Source organism: Cellulophaga sp. HaHaR_3_176 (assembly GCF_019021925.1).
Taxonomy (GTDB): domain Bacteria; phylum Bacteroidota; class Bacteroidia; order Flavobacteriales; family Flavobacteriaceae; genus Cellulophaga.
Window position 1 is genome coordinate 2,410,129 of sequence record NZ_CP058990.1, and the last position, 19,612, is coordinate 2,429,740.

Below are 19,612 nucleotides of genomic sequence, written 5' to 3' on the forward strand. Positions count from 1 at the left end.
ATGGAAAACCTTGGTTAAAACTTATAATAATGCTAGTAAACGTATCTTACAACAATAAAAATATAACTCGAAAAGTAGATGATGCTGTTGGCAAACCATTTACTTTAAAAGAACGCTGGAATATGAAAGGTATTGGTTCTCCTAAACTTTTTATTACAGAAACAAGTTCAGAAATTTGGAATCTTTTAATTTTAGATAATAACACAAATTCTTGTAATATAGAAATGCGCCCAAAAGGAATTATTGTCCGTTTTAGATCTCTTTTAGAAACTTTTGCGCTTGTTATACCTTATTACAAACTAACAATTTACAAAGGTGATTTTGCAGTTTTTTCAATATATAAAGATCATTATTTCATAAAAATAACATCTGACACCAAAGCTATTCAAAAATATATTAGAAAAGTACTTGATTATAAAGCTGACAATTTACCAACCTCAATCTCTGATTTATAAATGAAAATACTACTTACAGGCGCAAATGGCTACATTGGTATGCGGTTACTACCCATACTATTAGAACTCGGACATACAGTAATTTGTATGGTTAGAGATGAAAGCAGACTCTCAATAGATAAAGATATTCGTAAAAAGGTTGAGATTATAGAAGTTGACTTATTAGAAAATATAACTCCTAATAAATTCCCAAAAGACATAGATATTGCTTATTTTTTAATCCACTCCATGAGCTCTTCCACGGATGATTTTGACAAGAAAGAAGCCATCACTGCTGAGAATTTTAACGCTTACATGTTACAAACAAACGTACAGCAAGTAATTTATTTAAGTGGTATTGTAAATGACGAAAAACTATCTAAACACTTAAGTTCTAGAAAAAACGTAGAAGACATTTTATACCAGGGTAATTTTAAACTTACCGTATTACGTGCAGGTATAATTGTAGGCTCTGGTAGCTCTTCATTCGAAATTATTAGAGATTTATGCGAAAAACTTCCTTTTATGATTACCCCTAAATGGGTACTTACAAGAACACAGCCTATTGGCATTAGAGACGTACTTAGTTTTTTAACTGGCGTAATTGGTAATAAAAAAACTTATGATGATTCATTTGATATCGCAGGCCCTAATATTTTAACCTATAAAGAAATGCTTCACCAATATGCTGAAGCAAGAGGCTTTAAAAACTGGATAGTTACTGTACCCATAATGACTCCGAAACTATCATCATATTGGTTATATTTTGTCACATCTACATCATATAAGTTAGCTATTAACCTTGTCGATAGCATGAAAATGGAGGTAGTTGCTAAAGATAAAAGACTTGAAGAAATTTTGAATATCAAACCACATTCTTACAAGGAAGCAATTGATAAAGCTTTTATCAAAATTGAACAAAACCTAGTTATCAGTAGCTGGAAGGATAGTATGGTAAGTGGTCGTTTTAAAAAAAATCTTGAAAAATACATTCAAGTACCTAAATACGGCGTGTTAACAGATATTAAAACCATAAAAGTTACAAACCCCGATGTTGCATTAGAAAACATTTGGAAAATTGGAGGTGATAACGGATGGTATTATGCTAATTGGCTTTGGAAAATAAGAGGCTTTTTAGACAAAATATCAGGCGGAGTTGGTTTGCGAAGGGGTCGAACACATTCTAATAAAATATATACAGGTGATGCTTTAGATTTCTGGAGGGTTTTACTTGCTGATAAAAAAAATAAGCGCCTTTTATTATTTGCAGAAATGCGTTTACCAGGTGAAGCTTGGTTAGAGTTTAAAATAGATGATAAGAATATACTGCACCAAACAGCTACTTTTAGACCACGAGGATTAAGAGGTCGATTGTATTGGTACAGTGTTCTTCCTTTTCATTATTTTATCTTTGGCGGAATGTTACGCGGAATAGCAAATAATAAATAAATTTGAAAACAAAAAACCCACTTTTAATTGCACCAGTTACGGTATTACTCTCGCTATCGTTATTTGCACTTATAAAAACCAAAGAAACGTATGATGCTATAGATGCAGCATCTTTATGGGTAAGAACTTATTTCGGATATTTTTATCTATACCTAGGCTTAGGCTGTGTTCTATTTTTACTCATTATAGCTTTTTCGAATTTAGGAAAAATAAGGCTTGGTAAAAAAAATGAAAAACCAGAACATTCACTTTGGTCATGGCTTACTATGCTTTACAGTGCAGGTATGGGGTCTGGTATTTTATTAAGAGCAGTACAAGAACCTGTTTTTATGCAACAAAACCCTCCTTATGAGTCTGACCTGAGTGCCAATACACTAGCTCTTGAGTATACATTTTATCAATGGGGTTTTACGGCTTGGGCTTTTTATGGCTTATTTGCAATGGTTATCGGCTACCATATGTTTGTAAAAAAGAAGAAAACTGCCATCAGCAATACTGTTGACAATATAATACCAAATAAAATAGCATTAAAAAGTATTGATGTACTAACTATATTAACTACAATTTTCGGACTTATTGCTGCTGTTGGTTTAGGCACAACACAAATAAGCGGAGGCATAAATCACCTTTTTAATGAAAACTTTGGAGTAACAAGCAGTCTAACTTTAGCTATTGTGATAACAATAATAGCTGGAATAAGTGCTTGGCAAGGAGTAAATAAAGGAATTAAAATAATATCTAAACTTAATATTTTAATTGCCTTAGCACTATTATTCTATATTTTTTTTATGAGTGATATAAAAGCTATTTTAAGTCAATTTTTAAATAGCAGTTATAATTATATTATAGACTTTGTTCCCATGAGTTTATCAATAGGGAACTACAACCCCGGAATGGCATTCTTATCTGACTGGACTTTTTACTATTGGGCCTTTTGGCTTGCCTGGGCTCCATTTACAGGCATATTTATCGCTAGAATATCAAAAGGAAGAACACTACGTCAAATATTGCTCGGTGTTCTCATAATACCTTCTTTAGGGACTTTCTTTTGGTTTTCTGTATTTGGAACATCTGCTTTTCAACTAATTGAAAATTGGGGTGCGTATAACAATGAATTTGGAAATGTATTCTCTTCTATTTTTGTTTTTTTCGGAAGTTACCCTATGGCTACGCTTTTAAACACAACAACCTTATTTTTATTGGTCAGCTTTTTAGTAACCTCTGTAGATTCTGCTGTTTTTGTTTTGAGTATGTTTACCGATAATGGCAATAAAAACCCTAGTAAAAAACATAGAATACTATGGTCTTCTATAATTCTTATTGCCTCTTGTGCTTTAATTTTTTTAGGTGACGTAAAACCCGAGGTTGATGTTTTAACAGCTGTTCAAAAACTGCTAATTATAACATCTTTACCTTTTGCAATTTTTATACTTGTTATGATTGTTGCCTTTTTAAAAGAAACTGTAAAAAAATAGGGTCTATTTTTTCGGCAAAAACACTTCAGCCATCATACAACGCGCACTACCGCCACCACAAGTTTCAATGGTTTCTAAAGAGCTATGTATAATTTCGCAATGTTTTTCGATAGCTGTAATTTGACCTTGGTTTAAACTATTAAATGCAGAAGAACTCATTACTAAATATCTTTTATCATCAGCACCTAAAACCTGAAGCATGTTTCCTGCAAATTGATGCATTTGTGCTTCGTTTATTCTAATCACCTCTCTACCATCATTTTTAAGATGATCAACAACAGCTTTACGTTCTTTTTTATTGTCTATACTATCTGTACAAATAATAGAAAAAGTTTCTCCTAAAGCCATCATCACATTGGTATGATAAATTGGCATTCTCTTATCATCTACAGATTGGTTTGCTGTAAAAATTACAGGAAAGTAATCAAAATCTTCACAAAACTCAATGAACAATTCCTCATCCGCCCTATCCGATAATGCACAATAAGCCTTATTGTTTAACCGATCTAACAAAATACTACCTGTACCTTCTAAAAAATAACCTTCGTCTTCTGCTGCAGTATAATCAACAACATCTTTTATCATAAATCCATTTTCCTCAAGTGTCTGAAAAATATCTTCTCTACGCTCATTTCTTCTATTTTCTGCGAACATTGGATATAAACCAATTGTACCATTTTCATGAAAAGAAATCCAGTTATTAGGAAAAATAGAATCTGGTGTATCAGGGCTTTTAGTGTCATCAACAACGATCACATGTACTCCCTTATTTTTTAATTCTGAAACAAAAGCATCAAACTCAGCTTGAGCCTTTTCATTAATTTCAGTGTTTTTTATATCAATATCTTCTTGAAAATAATTATTCACTGCCGTTTGTTCGTTCATTCGAAACCCAACAGGCCTAATCATTAAAATGGTATTTGTTACTTGCATTATTTTTTATTATTTAAAGATTAAGCTCTAATTAAAGGCATTGTACTACAGCGAAGCAAACCTTCTTGTTTTGAAATTTCTGCATATGGTATTTCTTCAACAATAAAGCCTTTACTTCTTAACCAATTGTTTAATCTTGTAAAACTCTTCTCTGAAACTACTACTTTTTCGGAAATTGAAAAAACATTACTAAACATAGCATACATTTCATCACCTGTAATTTCAAATACGTTTTCTTTTCCAAAATAATTTACCAACCACTGATACTCTTCTTCTATTAAAAAACCATTTTTATGTAAAATAGCTTTGTCTTTACCTACTGGCTGAAAACAACAATCTAAATGCAATGCATTCTCTTTTGCATTTATTGATTTCCTTAATTCAAAAGACTTCACTTTTTTATTTGGAAATAATTTTGCAATATAATCTACCGCTATTTTATTAGTACGTGCTGTAATTTGATGAGAATAATTTTCTGCTGTATATGTCCCAATAAAGATATGATCATTCCAAGGCATAACATCTCCACCCTCTATATGGGCCTCCTCTGGTAAATGAATAACTTTTTTAGGATCAATTTGATCAATAACATTAGAAATTGCCAAAAACTCTTCTTCTCTATCTGGAAGTATATTTGCTTTAAAAAAAATATCATCAATAACAAAAGCGATATCTCTTGAAAAAATTTGATTACAATCTTTTAAAATAGCAGGCCTAAAAACTTGAACATCATACTTTTCCAGTACAGTACAAAAAGCATCCATTTCTACCACCATGTCTTCTTCCTTCGGATACGTTCCTGCTAGAATATGTTCTAATGATTTAGGGTCATAAGCATCTTCAGGTTTTGGTGTTGGTCCACAGTCTTTTGCTGTTCCTAATATAACAGTTTTCAACCTAGAAGTTTCATCCCTAACATTTAATTCAAGCATAAATTATTCTTTTTGCAAATATGGAAAGTATTTTCCTAAATAAAAAACTAGAAATCATTAATAAAAAAAGCCTTTTTGAATGAACAAAAAGGCTATTAAATACTATAAAATGTATGTTTATCTTTTTTCTACGGGAACAAAAGATCTTAAGTTTTCACCTGTATAGACTTGTCTTGGACGACCAATAGGCTCTCCATTCAATCTCATTTCTCTCCATTGCGCTATCCAACCCGGCAATCTACCTAAAGCAAACATTACTGTAAACATTTCAGTTGGTATACCTAATGCACGGTAAATAATACCTGAATAAAAATCTACATTTGGATATAATTTTCTATCAACAAAATATTGATCTTCTAAGGCTTCTTTTTCTAAACCTCTTGCGATTTCTAAAATAGGATCTTCGATTCCTAAATCTCCTAAAACTTCATCAGCTGCTTTTTTGATAATTTTTGCTCTTGGATCGAAGTTTTTGTAAACTCTATGTCCAAAGCCCATTAATCTAAAAGGATCTTCTTTGTCTTTAGCTTTAGCCATGTACTTTTTAGTATCACCACCATCTGCTTCAATAGCTTCAAGCATTTCTAAAACCGCTTGGTTAGCTCCACCATGAAGAGGACCCCATAATGCAGATATACCAGCTGATAAAGATGCAAATAAACCTGCATGAGATGAACCTACGATACGTACTGTTGAAGTAGAACAGTTTTGTTCATGATCAGCATGTAATATTAATAATTTATCTAAAGCATCAATAATTACTTTGTTTTTAGTGTAATCTTGATTTGGTTTTTTGAACATCATTTTATGAATATTCTCTACATAACCTAAAGAGTCATCTCCATAATCTAATGGCAATCCTTTTTTCTTTCTCAAAGTCCAAGCAACAAGAACTGGGAACTTAGCCATAATTCTAACTATAGCCCAGTACATTTCTTTTTCTGAAGTTACATTAACAGATGTTGGATTAAATGCAATAAGTGCACTTGTTAATGAAGATAAAACACCCATTGGATGTGCTGATTTTGGGAAACCGTCCAAAATCTTTTTCATTTCTTCATCTACATGAGATTCTGATTTTATATCAGCATGAAATTGCTCTAATTCTTTTGTATTAGGAAGTTCTCCAAATATAAGTAAGTACGCAACTTCTAAAAAATCTGCTTTTTCAGCTAATTCTTCAATTGAATACCCTCTGTAACGTAATATACCTTTTTCACCGTCTAAGAAAGTAATTGCACTTTCACAAGAACCAGTATTTTTAAAACCTGGATCAATAGTAATAAGACCAGAAGCTGATCTTAGTGTTTTGATATTAATTGCTAATTCTTCTTCCGTACCTTTTACAACTGGAAATTCGTACTTTTTCCCATTGTATTCTAATGTAGCTTTTTCTGACATGTGGATTGTTAACTTTTTAAACTTCGTAAATTTAAGAAAAAGCAATGCGATTAACAATTACTTAAAATCATTTATTGTATTATTAACAAAAATCGATTTTCAATCAATATTATATAAGAATTCGTAATAATTTTTCACTACATCGTTATAGAATAAAGTTGCTTATAGTAAGCATCAACAGATTTCTCCCAAGTAAACCTCATTTTTTTAGCATTTAATTGCAATTTTTTCCATGTGGTTTTATCGTTTTTAAAGATTTCTAATATGTTATCGAAAGAATTTACCATATTATCTATTTTCTCATCATAGGTATTTCCATCGAAACTAAATCCTGTTTTCATATGTTCTACCGTATCTTTCAAACCTCCTGTATGATGAACCAAGCAGGGGTTACCATTTCTCATTGCTAACATTTGACTTATTCCACAAGGCTCAAAAAGACTTGGCATAAAATAGAGATCTGTTTCTAAATAAATAGAGTCTATAACATCTTCAGATTGACCATTAATAAATATAAAATTTTTATGCTCATAACTCACCTTTCTTAACAACTCTTCATATTCTGGTGCTCCTGTACCTAAAAGAACAAAAACTCCATTTACTTCCTCCAATTTTTTTAATATACATATTAAAGCATGCGGAGAACGAGAAAAGAAATAAAATTTTTGCTCAGTCAATCTTGCCACACTCGAACATATAAAACTTGGAGGATTCCATAAGAAATCAGATACTTTCTCGCCTGTATGTGCTAAAAAATCTGCTTTATATTTTTTAGACTCCTCTTGCAGCCATACAAAAATAGCTTTGACAATATTTTTGTAGATATTTTTTTTACTAGCTACACGTATATTTTTATAATTACTACCGTTTAAAATTCCGAATAAACGTCCTTCATTGTCTGCTTTTCTTAAATCATCCTCTAAACCTTCTCCTCCAATAAACTCAGGAGGATTACTACTTTGTAAAATATCATCTTTATACGATGGCGAAACTGTATGTACTGCATCTGCAAAACGAATACCTACAGCCATCAAATTAATACAATCTTGATATCTGTAGTCTTTTAAAGAATCATAATCTAAATGAACTTCAGGAAACCAGTTTCTTAGAGATGAGTAGTTGTTTTCAAAAGGACGAATGCCTTGAATTGCCAAATTATGAATACTATAAACAAAACGCATTCTTTTTAATATTGAAAAATCAGGATGATAAGCTCTTAAATAAAGTAATAAACTTGAATGCCAATCATGTAAATGAATAATATCCAAATCTCCAAATGCATTTTGATTAACGGCCTCTCCTACAGCAGTACAAAATATAAAATACTTAATTGCATCTGTATAAAATGGTTCTCTTGGGTCGTTATGATAAATATGTGCAATATCACCTGGTTCTATTTCAGGATGATGAATTACATAATGTGTTATATTATCAAACTCTTTTTTAGGAGATACTTTATATAGCTCTGCTGTATAATTTATATTTCTCAGTCTAAAGTTAAGAAACATAAGAAACTCTCCATCTTTATGCAGCCTAGAGTATGCAGGAACAACAACGTGAGTAGAATCTCCTCTTTCTGAAATTTGCCTAGGAACATCTCTAACTACATCACCCATACCACCAGCTTTACACTTAGGTATTGCATCATTTTCCGCAGCCACAAAAAGAAAATTATTCATCAGCAAAATTTAAAAATTACAAACTAATCATTTTATGAGTTTAATATAATTATTTAATTTCTGCTTTGACTTAAAAAATCCAAAAAATCCAAAAAAAAAGCCTTTCTAAAAAATAGAAAGGCTTTTAAATCTTTAAAAAACTATTACTTTATTTTAAAAGCTTTTTCTTGAGGATAATATGCCATACTACCCAATTCTTCTTCAATTCTTAATAATTGGTTATATTTTGCCATTCTATCTGATCTTGAAGCAGAACCAGTTTTAATTTGACCAGTATTCAAAGCAACTGCTAAATCAGCAATTGTATTATCTTCAGTTTCTCCAGAACGGTGAGACATTACAGATGTATAACCTGCATTTTTAGCCATATTAACAGCTGATATTGTTTCTGTTAAAGTACCAATTTGATTTACTTTTATTAAAATAGAATTTGCAATTCCATTTTCAATACCTCTAGACAAACGCTCTACATTAGTAACAAATAAATCATCCCCAACTAATTGAACCTTATCACCTACTTTTTCTGTTAAAGATTTCCATCCATCCCAGTCATTTTCATCCATACCATCTTCAATAGAAATAATAGGATATTTAGCAGATAAATCGGCTAAGTACTGAGCTTGCTCTTCAGATGTTCTGATTTGTCCTTTATCACCTTCAAATTTTGTATAATCGTATTTACCGTTTACATAAAACTCCGCTGCAGCACAATCTAAAGCGATCATAACATCGTCACCTAATTTATAACCTGCATTATCTACCGCTTTTGCAATTGTATCAAGAGCATCTTCAGTACCACCAGCTAAATTTGGAGCAAAACCACCTTCATCACCAACTGCTGTACTCAAACCTCTATCATGTAATACTTTTTTAAGGTGATGAAAAATTTCAGTACCCATTTGCATTGCATGAGAAAAAGTTTTTGCCTTAACTGGCATAACCATAAATTCTTGAAAAGCAATAGGAGCATCAGAATGCGAACCTCCATTAATAATATTCATCATTGGCACTGGCAAAGTGTTTGCGCTTACACCACCAATATATCTATATAAAGGCATTCCTAACTCTTCAGCTGCAGCTTTTGCTACCGCTAAAGAAACACCTAAAATTGCATTAGCACCTAATTTAGATTTGTTTGGAGTTGCATCTAATTCAATCATCGTTTGATCGATAAGATTTTGCTCAAAAACAGACATACCAATAATTTCTTCAGCGATGTCTGTATTAACATTAGCAACAGCTTTTGTTACACCTTTACCCATAAAAGCTTTCCCCCCATCACGAAGTTCAACAGCCTCATGCTCACCTGTAGAAGCACCAGAAGGAACCGCAGCTCTTCCCATTACTCCATTTTCAGTAATCACATCTACCTCTACAGTAGGGTTACCTCTTGAATCTAAAATCTGTCTTGCATGAATGTTAATAATGATACTCATATATATTTTTATTTATGTTGTAAAAAATCACCGTAAATATACAAAAGTAAGCTGTTAGAAAATTGCCTTACCTTCTTAAAAACTGTGACAAATAACCTTTATTTAAACTATAACGTTTTAGTTAAGCTTTGTTTTTATTAAATCAAAAAATTGATCGAACAAATAGTCAGCATCATGAGGTCCAGGACTTGCTTCTGGATGGTATTGTACAGAAAAAACACTTTTATCTTTCATTCTAATACCAGCTACAGTATTATCATTCAAATGAAGATGAGTAATTTCTATTGCTGAATTAGATTCAGCCTCTTCTCTATTTATAGCAAAACCATGATTTTGAGAAGTAATTTCACCTTTGCCTGTTATCAAATTTTTAACAGGGTGATTAATCCCTCTATGCCCATTATGCATTTTATAAGTTGATATTCCATTTGCAAGTGCAATAACCTGATGCCCTAAGCAAATACCAAATAAGGTTTCATTATTTGAAATAATATCTTTAGCTGTATTGATAGCTTCTTTTAATGGTTCTGGATCACCAGGTCCATTAGAAATAAAATAACCATCAGGATTAAAATCCTTCATTTCATCAAAAGTAGCATTATAAGGATACACCTTTATATATGCATCTCTTTTTGCTAAATTTCTTAATATATTTTTTTTAATTCCAATATCTAAAGCTGATACTTTATAAGTAGCATTTTCATCTCCATAAAAATAAGGCTCTTTTGTTGACACTTTTGAAGCTAATTCTAACCCTTGCATGTTAGGCACATTCTCAAGCTGTTCTTTCAAACCTTCAATATTATCAACATCAGTTGATATAACAGCATTCATAGCTCCATTATCTCTTATATAGCTAACTAAAGCTCTCGTATCCACATCTGATATTGCAAATAAATTACTTTTATTTAAAAATTCTTCTAAACTTGAATCCGCTCCTACTCTAGAATAATTATAACTAAAATTTTTACAAATTAAACCTGATATTTTTACTGAATCAGATTCAACTTCGTTTTCATTTGTTCCATAGTTCCCTATATGGGCATTAGTAGTTACCATTAACTGTCCAAAATATGAAGGATCTGTAAATATTTCTTGATAACCAGTCATACCAGTATTAAAGCAAACCTCTCCAAAGGCTGTGCCTTCCTTATCACCAACAGCTTTACCATAAAATATGGTACCATCTGATAATAATATTAGTGCTTTTTTTCTAGTTTGATATTTCATTTTTTAATTTTTTTTTAAAAATAATACAACAAAATTTATACAAAAAAAAAGATAAGCTTTTCAACTTATCTTTAAATATATATTAAAATTAAAACATTAAATATGTTCTAACAATAACAAAATTAAATAATTTATATTTATTCATAATATTAGATACTAGTAAAGTAATCAAATATTTCGACTAAATCACTTTCTTTTTTTGCTGAAAATTTATTTTCAGAAATAAATTTTTGCAATTCAGAGGACTTAGAGTTTGTTAAAAATTTAATAAGCTTACGATTATTCATAGGTAGTTTACGAAGTAAATTATTAGAATTTGTCATAAAATAATCTACCTCAGATAAATACTTACTTGGAGACTCTTTTTGGGTCATCGGATTAAAAACACCATCTTTTATCTGTTTGCGATATCTCTTTAATAAGATTTTACCTTTATTATTTGAAATAATTTCAAAAAAATTATTATCACCATATTCTGGATCTAAATATCTCTTAAAAGTATGGCTACCTAATCTAACCTCATTAATACCTGATGGATTAAATGAATAAACTGAATCTTTAGAAATTCTAGCAATCATTCGATCTAATACAATATTATAATTTAAACCTTCTAGCTTATACTGCTTTCCTTCAGTTGTCGAAATAACTGAAATAGTATTCCAATTATCTAACAAATATGGACTACCTTTAATTTCAGTTGCTTGATTTGAATTACTAATCCAAGCACCAGTAGTATAACTAGACAAACTACGAACATCATCAACACCACTACCTTGACCTAAATTCCCACCTTGTGCAGAAATGTAACAAGTAGTAAAAAAAAGATAACAACAGATAAAATATTTACTCATAGTTTTTAAAAACAAAAATAGGATAAACTTGTTAGTTTATCCTATTTTTTAATATTTACAGTAATAAATACATTTTACTCTTCAGTATTTTCTGATTTAGTTTCTGCAGGAGCTTCTACAACAGGAGCAGCATCATCAGTTTTCTTTGATCTACTTCTTCTTGTTGTTTTCTTAGCAGGTGTCTTAGATGCGTTATAGATTTCATTGAAATCAACTAACTCAATCATTGCCATGTCTGCGTTATCACCTAAACGAGTTCCTAATTTGATAATTCTAGTATAACCACCTGGTCTATCTGCAACTTTTTCAGATACAGTACTGAATAATTCAGTAACAGCATACTTATCTCTAAGGTTTTTGAAAACGATACGTCTATTATGTGTACCTTTTTCAGTTGTCTGATTGTTTTCAGTTTTCGATTTAGTGATCAATGGCTCAATAAACTGCTTCAAAGCTTTTGCTTTTGCAACAGTAGTATTAATCCTTTTATGCTCAATTAGGGAACAAGCCATGTTTGCAAGCATTGCAACTCTATGTGCTTTTTTTCTACCTAAATGATTAACTTTTTTACCGTGTCTCATTACTTTATACTATTTTCTTCCTTATCAGAGTTTATCCCTTCTAATAGAAGTAAAATTAATCTTTATCTAATTTATATTTTGACAAATCCATTCCGAAACTTAAACCTTTATTGATTACAAGTTCTTCTAATTCTGTCAATGATTTTTTACCGAAGTTTCTAAATTTCATTAGATCATTCTTGTTGAATGATACTAAATCACCTAAAGTATCAACTTCAGCAGCTTTTAAACAATTTAGTGCACGAACCGATAGATCCATATCTACTAATTTTGTTTTTAATAACTGACGCATGTGTAATGATTCCTCATCATATGTTTCAGTTTGTGCAATTTCATCAGCTTCTAATGTAATACGCTCATCAGAGAATAACATAAAGTGATGAATTAAAACTTTAGCACCTTCTGTTAAAGCATCTTTTGGAGCAATTGACCCATCAGATTCGATTTCGAAAACTAATTTTTCGTAATCAGTTTTTTGCTCAACACGGAAGTTTTCAATACTATATTTTACATTTTTTATAGGTGTAAATATAGAATCAATAGCTATCGTACCTATTGGAGCTCCAGATTTTCTATTTTCTTCTGCTGGTACATAACCTCTACCTTTTTCAATAACCAACTCCATGTTGACATTTACTTTAGCATCCATGTTACATATAACTAAATCTGGATTTAAAACTTGAAATCCAGAAATAAATTTTTGAAAATCGCCTGCTGTAAGTTGATTTTTACCACTAACTGATATAGAAACAGTTTCAGAATCAACATCTTCAATCTGTCTTTTAAAACGAACTTGTTTTAAGTTCAATATAATTTCAGTTACATCTTCTACAATACCAGATATTACAGAAAATTCATGTTCTACCTTGTCAATTCTAACAGATGTTATAGCAAAACCTTCCAAAGACGAAAGCAATACTCTTCTTAATGCGTTCCCAACAGTCAATCCATAACCAGGTTCCAAAGGGCGGAATTCAAACTTCCCTTCGAAATCGGTAGAATCAATCATTATAACTTTATCGGGCTTCTGAAAATTAAATAATGCCATAATTGGATCAGTGTTGTTTATTTAGAGTATAACTCGACGATTAATTGTTCTTTGATATTCTCTGGAATCTGAAGTCTTTCAGGAACAGCAATAAAATTACCTTCCATTTTTTCAGTATTCCAAGTAATCCATTCATAAACACTGCTACTAGCAGCTAATGAATCTTGTATTGTTGAAATAGATTTAGATTTTTCTCTAACACCTACTACATCACCAGCTTTTAAAACATAAGATGGTATATTTACCAACTCACCGTTTACTGTAATATGTCTATGAGAAACTAATTGTCTAGCACCACTTCTTGAATTAGAAACACCCATTCTGTAAACAACGTTATCTAAACGAGATTCACATAATTGAAGTAAAATTTCACCAGTAACACCATCTTTTCTTTTAGCTGTTGCGAAAATATTTCTAAATTGCTTTTCCAATATACCATAAGTATATTTAGCTTTTTGCTTCTCCATTAATTGGATTGCATATTCAGATTTTTTTCCACGACGTCTAGCGTTTCCATGTTGTCCCGGAGGGAAATTTCTTTTTTCGAATGACTTATCGTCTCCGAATATTGCCTCGCCAAATTTACGAGCGATTTTTGTTTTTGGTCCTGTATATCTTGCCATTTTCTTTAAGTTTGAAAGTATGATTATGAATTAAGGCTTATCCTTCGATAATCGTATCAATACTTTCTGTGAAATATCCGTTGATCGGACAAATATTAAATGTAATTAAACTCTTCTTCTTTTTGGAGGTCTACACCCGTTATGAGGCATTGGAGTAATATCGATAATCTCTGTTACTTCGATACCTGCATTATGCAAAGATCTCATTGCTGATTCTCTACCATTTCCAGGGCCTTTAACGTAAACTTTAACCTTTCTTAATCCAGCTTCATGTGCAACTTTAGCACAATCTTCTGCAGCAATTTGGGCAGCATAAGGGGTATTCTTTTTAGAACCTCTAAAGCCCATTTTACCTGCTGAAGACCAAGAAATTACGTCTCCTTTTTTATTTGTCAAAGAAATAATAATGTTGTTAAAAGATGCAGTTACATGAGCTTCTCCTACTGATTCAACAATTACTTTACGTTTCTTTGTGACTTTTGAATTTGACTTTGCCATAAATTTTTAGTTTCTAGTTGTTAGTTCTTAGTTATTGGAATCCTAAACTTTTAAATTTCAAACAGATTCTTCTAACGTCCAAATACTAATTGACTAATGTCTATTTATTATTTAGTTGCTTTCTTCTTGTTAGCAACAGTTTTTCTTTTACCTTTTCTAGTTCTAGAGTTGTTCTTAGTTCTTTGACCTCTTAACGGAAGACCAGATCTATGACGAATTCCTCTGTAACAACCAATATCCATCAAACGTTTAATGTTTAATTGAGTCTCAGATCGAAGTTCTCCTTCAATAGTAAAAGTCGCAACAGCTTCACGGATACGGCTAATTTCATCATCGTTCCAATCAGATACCTTTGTATCTTCGCTTACTTGGGCTTTAGTCAAAATTTCTTTTGCTCTACTATTACCTACTCCGAAGATGTAAGTAAGAGAAATAACCCCTCTTTTCTGTTTTGGTATATCTACACCTGCAATTCTTGCCATAATTACCCTTGTCTTTGTTTAAATCTAGGATTCTTTTTGTTTATTACGTACAATCTACCTTTTCTGCGAACAATCTTGCAGTCGGCACTTCTTTTCTTTAATGATGTTCTTACTTTCATCCTATTAAATCTTAATATCTATATGTAATTCTTGCTTTACTAAGATCATAAGGGCTCATTTCTAATTTAACCTTATCACCTGGAAGTAATTTTATATAATGCATTCGCATTTTACCAGAAATGTGTGCTGTAACAACATGACCATTTTCTAATTCTACACGAAACATTGCATTTGATAATGCCTCTATTATGCTACCATCTTGCTCTATTGCTGCCTGTTTAGCCATACGTTATGCTACTTTTCTATTTTTACCTGTCTTCATTAAACCATCATAATGACGATTTAACAAATAAGAGTTAACCTGTTGTACAGTATCAATTGCAACACCCACCATAATAAGTAAAGATGTTCCACCATAAAATATTGCCCATCCAGCTTGTACATCCATTAATTTTACAATTATAGCTGGAAGTACAGCTAATAATGCAAGAAAAACAGAACCTGGTAAGGTAATCAAAGACATAATCTTATCTAAGAAATCACCAGTCTCTGCACCAGGTCTTACTCCCGGTATGAAACCACCACTTCTTTTTAAGTCATCTGCCATTTTATTAGTCGGTACAGTAATTGCGGTGTAAAAGTAAGTAAAAACTATAATTAAAAAAGCAAATAATAAATTATATGCTAATCCGAACATATCTTGAAACTGAACTTCCATCCATTGACCCCAAGATGTTTCATTAAAAGTCTTACCTATTAGACCAGGTGCAAACATAATTGCTTGTGCAAAAATGATAGGCATAACTCCTGATGCATTTAGCTTTAAAGGTATATACTGCCTTGATCCCATAATATCCTTTTCATATCCACCAGAGGCAGATCTTCTTGCATACTGAACAGGAATCTGTCTAGTTGCCATTACTAGCAACACACATAACAATATAACCACAAACCAAATAATAACTTCTACAATAACCAACATTGGACCACCAGTACCACTCCATCTAGACAAAGCTTCTTGAGCAAATGCTTGAGGCATATTAGCAATAATACCAACCATAATTAATAGTGAAATACCATTACCAATACCTTTATCAGTAATTTTTTCACCTAACCACATAGCAAATACTGTTCCTGTAACTAATATAATTACTGAAGGAATCATAAAATCTAAACCCTTACCTAATAAAAAAGCACTATCAGGTACACCAAACTGGCTCAATCCTAATAAATAAGTAGGTGCCTGTAAAATACAAATACCAATAGTTAACCACCTAGTTATCTGATTGATAGTTTTCCTTCCACTTTCACCTTCTTTTTGTAACTTTTGTAAGTAAGGAATTGCTATTCCCATTAATTGAACTACAATAGATGCAGAAATATAAGGCATAATACCTAACGCAAAAACAGAGGCTTTCGAAAAAGCTCCGCCTGTAAATGCATTTAAAATACCAAAAATTCCATTTTCCGTACCAGAAGACAACGCTCCTAATTGTGCTGTATCAATACCAGGCAAAGCAATTTGTGCTCCAAAACGATAAACCAACAACAAACCAAGAGTTACAAGGATTCTTCCTTTTAATTCTTCTATCTTCCAAATATTAGATAATGTCTCGAAAAATTTCTTCATAGTATATTTCTTATAAACTTATTGCTTCACCACCTGCAGCTTCGATAGCCGACTTAGCAGTTGCAGTAAATTTATGTACAGATATTTTTAATGAAGTTTTTAATTCACCTCCACCTAAAATTTTAACTAAATCGTTTTTATCTACCAATCTGTTTTCAATTAAAACATCTAAAGTAATAGTATCTTTAACAATACCATTATCTACTAAAAGTTGTAATTTATCTAAATTGATACCAGCATAATCTTTTCTATTGATATTCGTAAAACCAAACTTAGGAACACGACGTTGCAAAGGCATTTGACCACCTTCAAAACCAATCTTTTTAGAATAACCAGATCTAGATTTAGCACCTTTATGACCTCTAGTAGCTGTACCACCTTTACCAGTACCTTGTCCACGACCTACAATTTTACCTGCACGGTGAATAGCTCCTTCAGCCGGTTTTAAACTATTTAAATTCATCTTTTATATTTTTTAAGCTTCCTCAGTAGAAACTAAGTGATTAACTTTAGAAATCATACCCATAATATTAGGGGTATTTTCGTGCTCTACAACTTGACCTATCTTCTTCAAACCAAGAGCTTCAAGAGTCCTCTTCTGATTCTGAGGCTTCTTTATAGCACTCTTAACTTGTTTAACTTTAACTTTTGCCATAATACCTTTAATTTATCCCTTAAAAACTTTTTCAAGAGAAATTCCTCTTTGACTAGCAATTGTCTTAGCATCTCTAATTTGCAATAAAGCATCAAAAGTAGCCTTAACAACGTTATGTGGATTTGAAGATCCTTGTGATTTAGAAAGCACATCATGAACCCCAACAGCCTCTAGAACTGATCTTACAGCACCACCAGCAATAACACCAGTACCATGAGAAGCAGGCTGAATATAAACTCTAGCCCCTCCAAATTTACCTTTTTGTTCATGTGGTATAGTACCTTTATTTAAAGGTATTCTAACTAAGTTTTTCTTAGCATCTTCAATAGCCTTTGCAATAGCTGTAGCAACTTCTTTAGATTTACCTAAACCTTGTCCGACAACACCATTTTCATCACCTACAACAACTATAGCAGAAAATCCAAATGCTCTACCACCTTTTGTTACCTTAGTTACTCTTTGTACACCAACCAAACGATCTTTTAAATCAAGACCTCCTGGTTTTACAACTTCTACGTTTCTGTATTTTTGGTACATATCTTATTTAGAATTTAAGTCCTGCTTCTCTAGCTCCTTCAGCTAATGATTTTACTCTACCATGGTATAAACAACCACCTCTATCAAAAGCTACAGTTTCCACCCCAGCTTTTTGTGCTTTATCAGCAATAGTTTTCCCTACTAAGTTTGCGATTTCAGTTTTAGTTCCTTTTGTTTTTGCAATTTCCTTATCTCTAGAAGATGCAGATACTAAAGTTACTCCACTATTATCATCTATAACTTGTACATAAATCTCTTTGTTACTTCTAAAAACCGATAATCTTGGTCTTTCAGCTGTACCAAATGATACTTTACGTATTCTTCTCTTAATTCGCTGTCTTCTTTCAGTCTTTGATAATCCCATAATTCTACTTATTATGCTGACTTACCAGCTTTTCTTCTTAATTGTTCACCTACAAACTTGATACCTTTTCCTTTGTAAGGCTCAGGTCTACGGAAAGATCTAATTTTAGCAGCCACTTGACCAACTAATTGCTTGTCGAAAGACGTTAATTTAATTATTGGATTTTTTCCTTTTTCAGATATTGTTTCGATTTTAACCTCTGGAGCTAAATCAATTACAATATTATGAGAAAAACCTAAAGCTAAATCTAATTTTTGACCTTGGTTACTTGCACGATATCCTACTCCTACAAGTTCCAATTCTTTAGTCCACCCTTTTGAAACACCATCAACCATATTCCTAACCAATGATCTATATAAACCATGTTTAGCTTTATGATCTTTAGAATCAGATGGTCTAGTTACAAAAACCTGACCTTCTTCAACCTTTATTTCAACAGCGCTATATTCTTGAGTTAACTCACCCAACTTACCTTTAACAGTAAGTACATTATCTTTAATTTCAACGGTAACCCCTTCAGGAATCGTTATTGGATTATTACCTATTCTAGACATTTTTCTAAATCTTTATAGTATTAATAAACGTAACACAATACCTCGCCACCAACTTTTTCTAACTTAGCTTGCTTACTAGTCATAACTCCATGTGAAGTTGAAACAACAGCAATACCTAATCCGTTAAGTACTCTTGGCAAATCTGCAGAACCAGCATACTTACGTAGACCTGGTTTACTTACGCGCATAATTTTTTTAATTATCGGTTCTTTTGTTAGCTTATCATATTTCAAAGCTATTTTAACCGTTCCTTGAACTTTATTAGGTTCAAATTTATAACTTAATATATATCCTTGTTCGAATAATATTTTAGTTATTTCTTTTTTTAGATTAGATGCAGGAATCTCAACGATTCTATGCCCAGCACTGCTGGCATTTCTAATTCTAGTTAAATAATCCGATACTGGATCTGTTACCATATTTATTTATTTACGGAATTGGTTTTTAGCAAAACTACTAAACCTGAAACCTGTTTATACTAATAATTAATTACCAGCTAGCCTTTTTAACTCCAGGTATTAAACCTTGGTTAGCCATTTCTCTAAAAGTAACCCTTGATAATCCAAAAGTTCTCATGTAACCTCTTGGTCTACCAGTAAGCTTACATCTATTATGTAAACGAACAGGAGATGCATTTTTAGGTAATTTCTGTAATGCTTCGTAATCACCAGCTTCTTTCAAAGCCTTTCTTTTCTCAGCGTACTTAGCTACCGTTTTTTCTCTCTTAACCTCACGGGCTTTCATTGATTCTTTAGCCATA

General features: G+C 31.8%; 25 protein-coding genes. 3 read left to right on the top strand and 22 right to left on the bottom strand.

Translation table 11 applies throughout. The features are described 5' to 3' along the window. Positions 1-29: 29 nt before the first annotated feature. Genes H0I23_RS10565 through H0I23_RS10575 form a run of 3 tightly spaced genes read left to right on the top strand, consistent with a single transcriptional unit; the run spans position 30 to position 3,358 of the window. On the top strand, positions 30-455 hold the full coding sequence (locus H0I23_RS10565; protein ID WP_216783270.1) for a hypothetical protein: 426 nt from the start codon (positions 30-32) through the stop codon (positions 453-455). Then, positions 456-1,883 carry an SDR family oxidoreductase gene (locus H0I23_RS10570; protein ID WP_216783271.1) on the top strand — a complete coding sequence of 476 codons (1,428 nt, stop codon included), beginning with the start codon at positions 456-458 and terminating at the stop codon, positions 1,881-1,883. It abuts the gene before it with no gap. A gap of 2 nt (positions 1,884-1,885) precedes the next feature. Further along, positions 1,886-3,358: a BCCT family transporter gene (locus H0I23_RS10575; RefSeq protein WP_216783272.1), complete on the top strand. Its 1,473-nt coding sequence runs from the start codon at positions 1,886-1,888 to the stop codon at positions 3,356-3,358. A gap of 3 nt (positions 3,359-3,361) precedes the next feature. Here the strand turns inward: H0I23_RS10575 and ctlX are convergent, their stop codons facing one another. The 22 genes from ctlX to rpsN all read right to left on the bottom strand — a co-directional run bounded on the left by ctlX (position 3,362) and on the right by rpsN (position 19,611). After that, a complete protein-coding gene (gene ctlX, locus H0I23_RS10580; protein ID WP_216783273.1) occupies positions 3,362-4,291 on the bottom strand; it encodes a citrulline utilization hydrolase CtlX in 930 nt (309 codons plus the stop codon). A 20-nt stretch (positions 4,292-4,311) separates the two neighbouring features. Then, positions 4,312-5,223 carry a dimethylarginine dimethylaminohydrolase family protein gene (locus tag H0I23_RS10585; protein WP_216783274.1) on the bottom strand — a complete coding sequence of 304 codons (912 nt, stop codon included), beginning with the start codon at positions 5,221-5,223 and terminating at the stop codon, positions 4,312-4,314. Between the two features lie 117 nt (positions 5,224-5,340). After that, on the bottom strand, positions 5,341-6,624 hold the full coding sequence (locus tag H0I23_RS10590) for a citrate synthase (RefSeq protein WP_216783275.1): 1,284 nt from the start codon (positions 6,622-6,624) through the stop codon (positions 5,341-5,343). Positions 6,625-6,761: 137 nt separating this feature from the next. Then, on the bottom strand, positions 6,762-8,303 hold the full coding sequence (locus H0I23_RS10595; protein WP_216783276.1) for a glycogen synthase: 1,542 nt from the start codon (positions 8,301-8,303) through the stop codon (positions 6,762-6,764). Between the two features lie 143 nt (positions 8,304-8,446). After that, positions 8,447-9,739, bottom strand: coding sequence for a phosphopyruvate hydratase (gene eno / locus H0I23_RS10600; protein ID WP_216783277.1), 1,293 nt, complete (start codon positions 9,737-9,739; stop codon positions 8,447-8,449). Positions 9,740-9,856: 117 nt separating this feature from the next. Next, positions 9,857-10,969, bottom strand: coding sequence for a glutamine-hydrolyzing carbamoyl-phosphate synthase small subunit (gene carA / locus H0I23_RS10605; protein WP_216783278.1), 1,113 nt, complete (start codon positions 10,967-10,969; stop codon positions 9,857-9,859). Positions 10,970-11,118: 149 nt separating this feature from the next. After that, positions 11,119-11,820 carry a hypothetical protein gene (locus H0I23_RS10610; RefSeq protein WP_216783279.1) on the bottom strand — a complete coding sequence of 234 codons (702 nt, stop codon included), beginning with the start codon at positions 11,818-11,820 and terminating at the stop codon, positions 11,119-11,121. Between the two features lie 74 nt (positions 11,821-11,894). Next, the gene (rplQ, locus tag H0I23_RS10615; RefSeq protein WP_216783280.1) at positions 11,895-12,401 is read right to left on the bottom strand and encodes a 50S ribosomal protein L17; all 507 of its coding nucleotides are present in this window, start codon (positions 12,399-12,401) and stop codon (positions 11,895-11,897) included. Between the two features lie 55 nt (positions 12,402-12,456). Beyond that, positions 12,457-13,449, bottom strand: a complete 993-nt coding sequence (locus tag H0I23_RS10620; protein ID WP_216783281.1) for a DNA-directed RNA polymerase subunit alpha — start codon at positions 13,447-13,449, stop codon at positions 12,457-12,459. A 17-nt stretch (positions 13,450-13,466) separates the two neighbouring features. Next, positions 13,467-14,072: a 30S ribosomal protein S4 gene (rpsD, locus tag H0I23_RS10625; protein WP_216783282.1), complete on the bottom strand. Its 606-nt coding sequence runs from the start codon at positions 14,070-14,072 to the stop codon at positions 13,467-13,469. Positions 14,073-14,177: 105 nt separating this feature from the next. Then, entirely contained in the window at positions 14,178-14,570 is a 393-nt protein-coding gene (gene rpsK / locus H0I23_RS10630; protein WP_216783283.1) for a 30S ribosomal protein S11, read from the bottom strand. Positions 14,571-14,677: 107 nt separating this feature from the next. Beyond that, positions 14,678-15,052: a 30S ribosomal protein S13 gene (rpsM, locus tag H0I23_RS10635; RefSeq protein ID WP_216783284.1), complete on the bottom strand. Its 375-nt coding sequence runs from the start codon at positions 15,050-15,052 to the stop codon at positions 14,678-14,680. 2 nt (positions 15,053-15,054) lie between these two features. Beyond that, on the bottom strand, positions 15,055-15,171 hold the full coding sequence (gene ykgO, locus H0I23_RS10640) for a type B 50S ribosomal protein L36 (protein ID WP_216783285.1): 117 nt from the start codon (positions 15,169-15,171) through the stop codon (positions 15,055-15,057). Between the two features lie 11 nt (positions 15,172-15,182). After that, on the bottom strand, positions 15,183-15,398 hold the full coding sequence (gene infA, locus H0I23_RS10645) for a translation initiation factor IF-1 (protein WP_013751343.1): 216 nt from the start codon (positions 15,396-15,398) through the stop codon (positions 15,183-15,185). 3 nt (positions 15,399-15,401) lie between these two features. Further along, positions 15,402-16,742 carry a preprotein translocase subunit SecY gene (secY, locus tag H0I23_RS10650; RefSeq protein ID WP_216783286.1) on the bottom strand — a complete coding sequence of 447 codons (1,341 nt, stop codon included), beginning with the start codon at positions 16,740-16,742 and terminating at the stop codon, positions 15,402-15,404. Positions 16,743-16,752: 10 nt separating this feature from the next. Further along, positions 16,753-17,205 carry a 50S ribosomal protein L15 gene (gene rplO / locus H0I23_RS10655; RefSeq protein WP_216783287.1) on the bottom strand — a complete coding sequence of 151 codons (453 nt, stop codon included), beginning with the start codon at positions 17,203-17,205 and terminating at the stop codon, positions 16,753-16,755. A 12-nt stretch (positions 17,206-17,217) separates the two neighbouring features. Continuing rightward, positions 17,218-17,397, bottom strand: a complete 180-nt coding sequence (gene rpmD, locus H0I23_RS10660) for a 50S ribosomal protein L30 (RefSeq protein WP_216783288.1) — start codon at positions 17,395-17,397, stop codon at positions 17,218-17,220. Between the two features lie 12 nt (positions 17,398-17,409). Continuing rightward, positions 17,410-17,934 carry a 30S ribosomal protein S5 gene (gene rpsE / locus H0I23_RS10665; RefSeq protein WP_216783289.1) on the bottom strand — a complete coding sequence of 175 codons (525 nt, stop codon included), beginning with the start codon at positions 17,932-17,934 and terminating at the stop codon, positions 17,410-17,412. Between the two features lie 7 nt (positions 17,935-17,941). Continuing rightward, positions 17,942-18,298, bottom strand: coding sequence for a 50S ribosomal protein L18 (gene rplR / locus H0I23_RS10670; RefSeq protein ID WP_216783290.1), 357 nt, complete (start codon positions 18,296-18,298; stop codon positions 17,942-17,944). A gap of 11 nt (positions 18,299-18,309) precedes the next feature. Continuing rightward, positions 18,310-18,852, bottom strand: a complete 543-nt coding sequence (gene rplF, locus H0I23_RS10675) for a 50S ribosomal protein L6 (protein WP_216783291.1) — start codon at positions 18,850-18,852, stop codon at positions 18,310-18,312. 20 nt (positions 18,853-18,872) lie between these two features. Continuing rightward, complete coding sequence (rpsH, locus tag H0I23_RS10680) at positions 18,873-19,271, bottom strand: 30S ribosomal protein S8 (RefSeq protein ID WP_216783292.1); 399 nt, start codon at positions 19,269-19,271, stop codon at positions 18,873-18,875. A gap of 70 nt (positions 19,272-19,341) precedes the next feature. Then, positions 19,342-19,611: a 30S ribosomal protein S14 gene (gene rpsN, locus H0I23_RS10685; RefSeq protein ID WP_216783293.1), complete on the bottom strand. Its 270-nt coding sequence runs from the start codon at positions 19,609-19,611 to the stop codon at positions 19,342-19,344. Position 19,612 lies beyond the last annotated feature (1 nt).

Bases quoted from the DNA above. Each gene is read 5' to 3' on its own strand.
- H0I23_RS10565 (WP_216783270.1), top strand. From the start codon at position 30: ATGCTAGTAAACGTATCTTACAACAATAAAAATATAACTCGAAAAGTA.
- H0I23_RS10570 (WP_216783271.1), top strand. From the start codon at position 456: ATGAAAATACTACTTACAGGCGCAAATGGCTACATTGGTATGCGGTTA.
- ctlX (WP_216783273.1), bottom strand. From the start codon at position 4,291: ATGCAAGTAACAAATACCATTTTAATGATTAGGCCTGTTGGGTTTCGA.
- H0I23_RS10585 (WP_216783274.1), bottom strand. From the start codon at position 5,223: ATGCTTGAATTAAATGTTAGGGATGAAACTTCTAGGTTGAAAACTGTT.
- H0I23_RS10590 (WP_216783275.1), bottom strand. From the start codon at position 6,624: ATGTCAGAAAAAGCTACATTAGAATACAATGGGAAAAAGTACGAATTT.
- H0I23_RS10595 (WP_216783276.1), bottom strand. From the start codon at position 8,303: ATGAATAATTTTCTTTTTGTGGCTGCGGAAAATGATGCAATACCTAAG.
- eno (WP_216783277.1), bottom strand. From the start codon at position 9,739: ATGAGTATCATTATTAACATTCATGCAAGACAGATTTTAGATTCAAGA.
- carA (WP_216783278.1), bottom strand. From the start codon at position 10,969: ATGAAATATCAAACTAGAAAAAAAGCACTAATATTATTATCAGATGGT.
- H0I23_RS10610 (WP_216783279.1), bottom strand. From the start codon at position 11,820: ATGAGTAAATATTTTATCTGTTGTTATCTTTTTTTTACTACTTGTTAC.
- rplQ (WP_216783280.1), bottom strand. From the start codon at position 12,401: ATGAGACACGGTAAAAAAGTTAATCATTTAGGTAGAAAAAAAGCACAT.
- H0I23_RS10620 (WP_216783281.1), bottom strand. From the start codon at position 13,449: ATGGCATTATTTAATTTTCAGAAGCCCGATAAAGTTATAATGATTGAT.
- rpsD (WP_216783282.1), bottom strand. From the start codon at position 14,072: ATGGCAAGATATACAGGACCAAAAACAAAAATCGCTCGTAAATTTGGC.
- rpsK (WP_216783283.1), bottom strand. From the start codon at position 14,570: ATGGCAAAGTCAAATTCAAAAGTCACAAAGAAACGTAAAGTAATTGTT.
- rpsM (WP_216783284.1), bottom strand. From the start codon at position 15,052: ATGGCAAGAATTGCAGGTGTAGATATACCAAAACAGAAAAGAGGGGTT.
- ykgO (WP_216783285.1), bottom strand. From the start codon at position 15,171: ATGAAAGTAAGAACATCATTAAAGAAAAGAAGTGCCGACTGCAAGATT.
- infA (WP_013751343.1), bottom strand. From the start codon at position 15,398: ATGGCTAAACAGGCAGCAATAGAGCAAGATGGTAGCATAATAGAGGCA.
- secY (WP_216783286.1), bottom strand. From the start codon at position 16,742: ATGAAGAAATTTTTCGAGACATTATCTAATATTTGGAAGATAGAAGAA.
- rplO (WP_216783287.1), bottom strand. From the start codon at position 17,205: ATGAATTTAAATAGTTTAAAACCGGCTGAAGGAGCTATTCACCGTGCA.
- rpmD (WP_216783288.1), bottom strand. From the start codon at position 17,397: ATGGCAAAAGTTAAAGTTAAACAAGTTAAGAGTGCTATAAAGAAGCCT.
- rpsE (WP_216783289.1), bottom strand. From the start codon at position 17,934: ATGTACCAAAAATACAGAAACGTAGAAGTTGTAAAACCAGGAGGTCTT.
- rplR (WP_216783290.1), bottom strand. From the start codon at position 18,298: ATGGGATTATCAAAGACTGAAAGAAGACAGCGAATTAAGAGAAGAATA.
- rplF (WP_216783291.1), bottom strand. From the start codon at position 18,852: ATGTCTAGAATAGGTAATAATCCAATAACGATTCCTGAAGGGGTTACC.
- rpsH (WP_216783292.1), bottom strand. From the start codon at position 19,271: ATGGTAACAGATCCAGTATCGGATTATTTAACTAGAATTAGAAATGCC.
- rpsN (WP_216783293.1), bottom strand. From the start codon at position 19,611: ATGGCTAAAGAATCAATGAAAGCCCGTGAGGTTAAGAGAGAAAAAACG.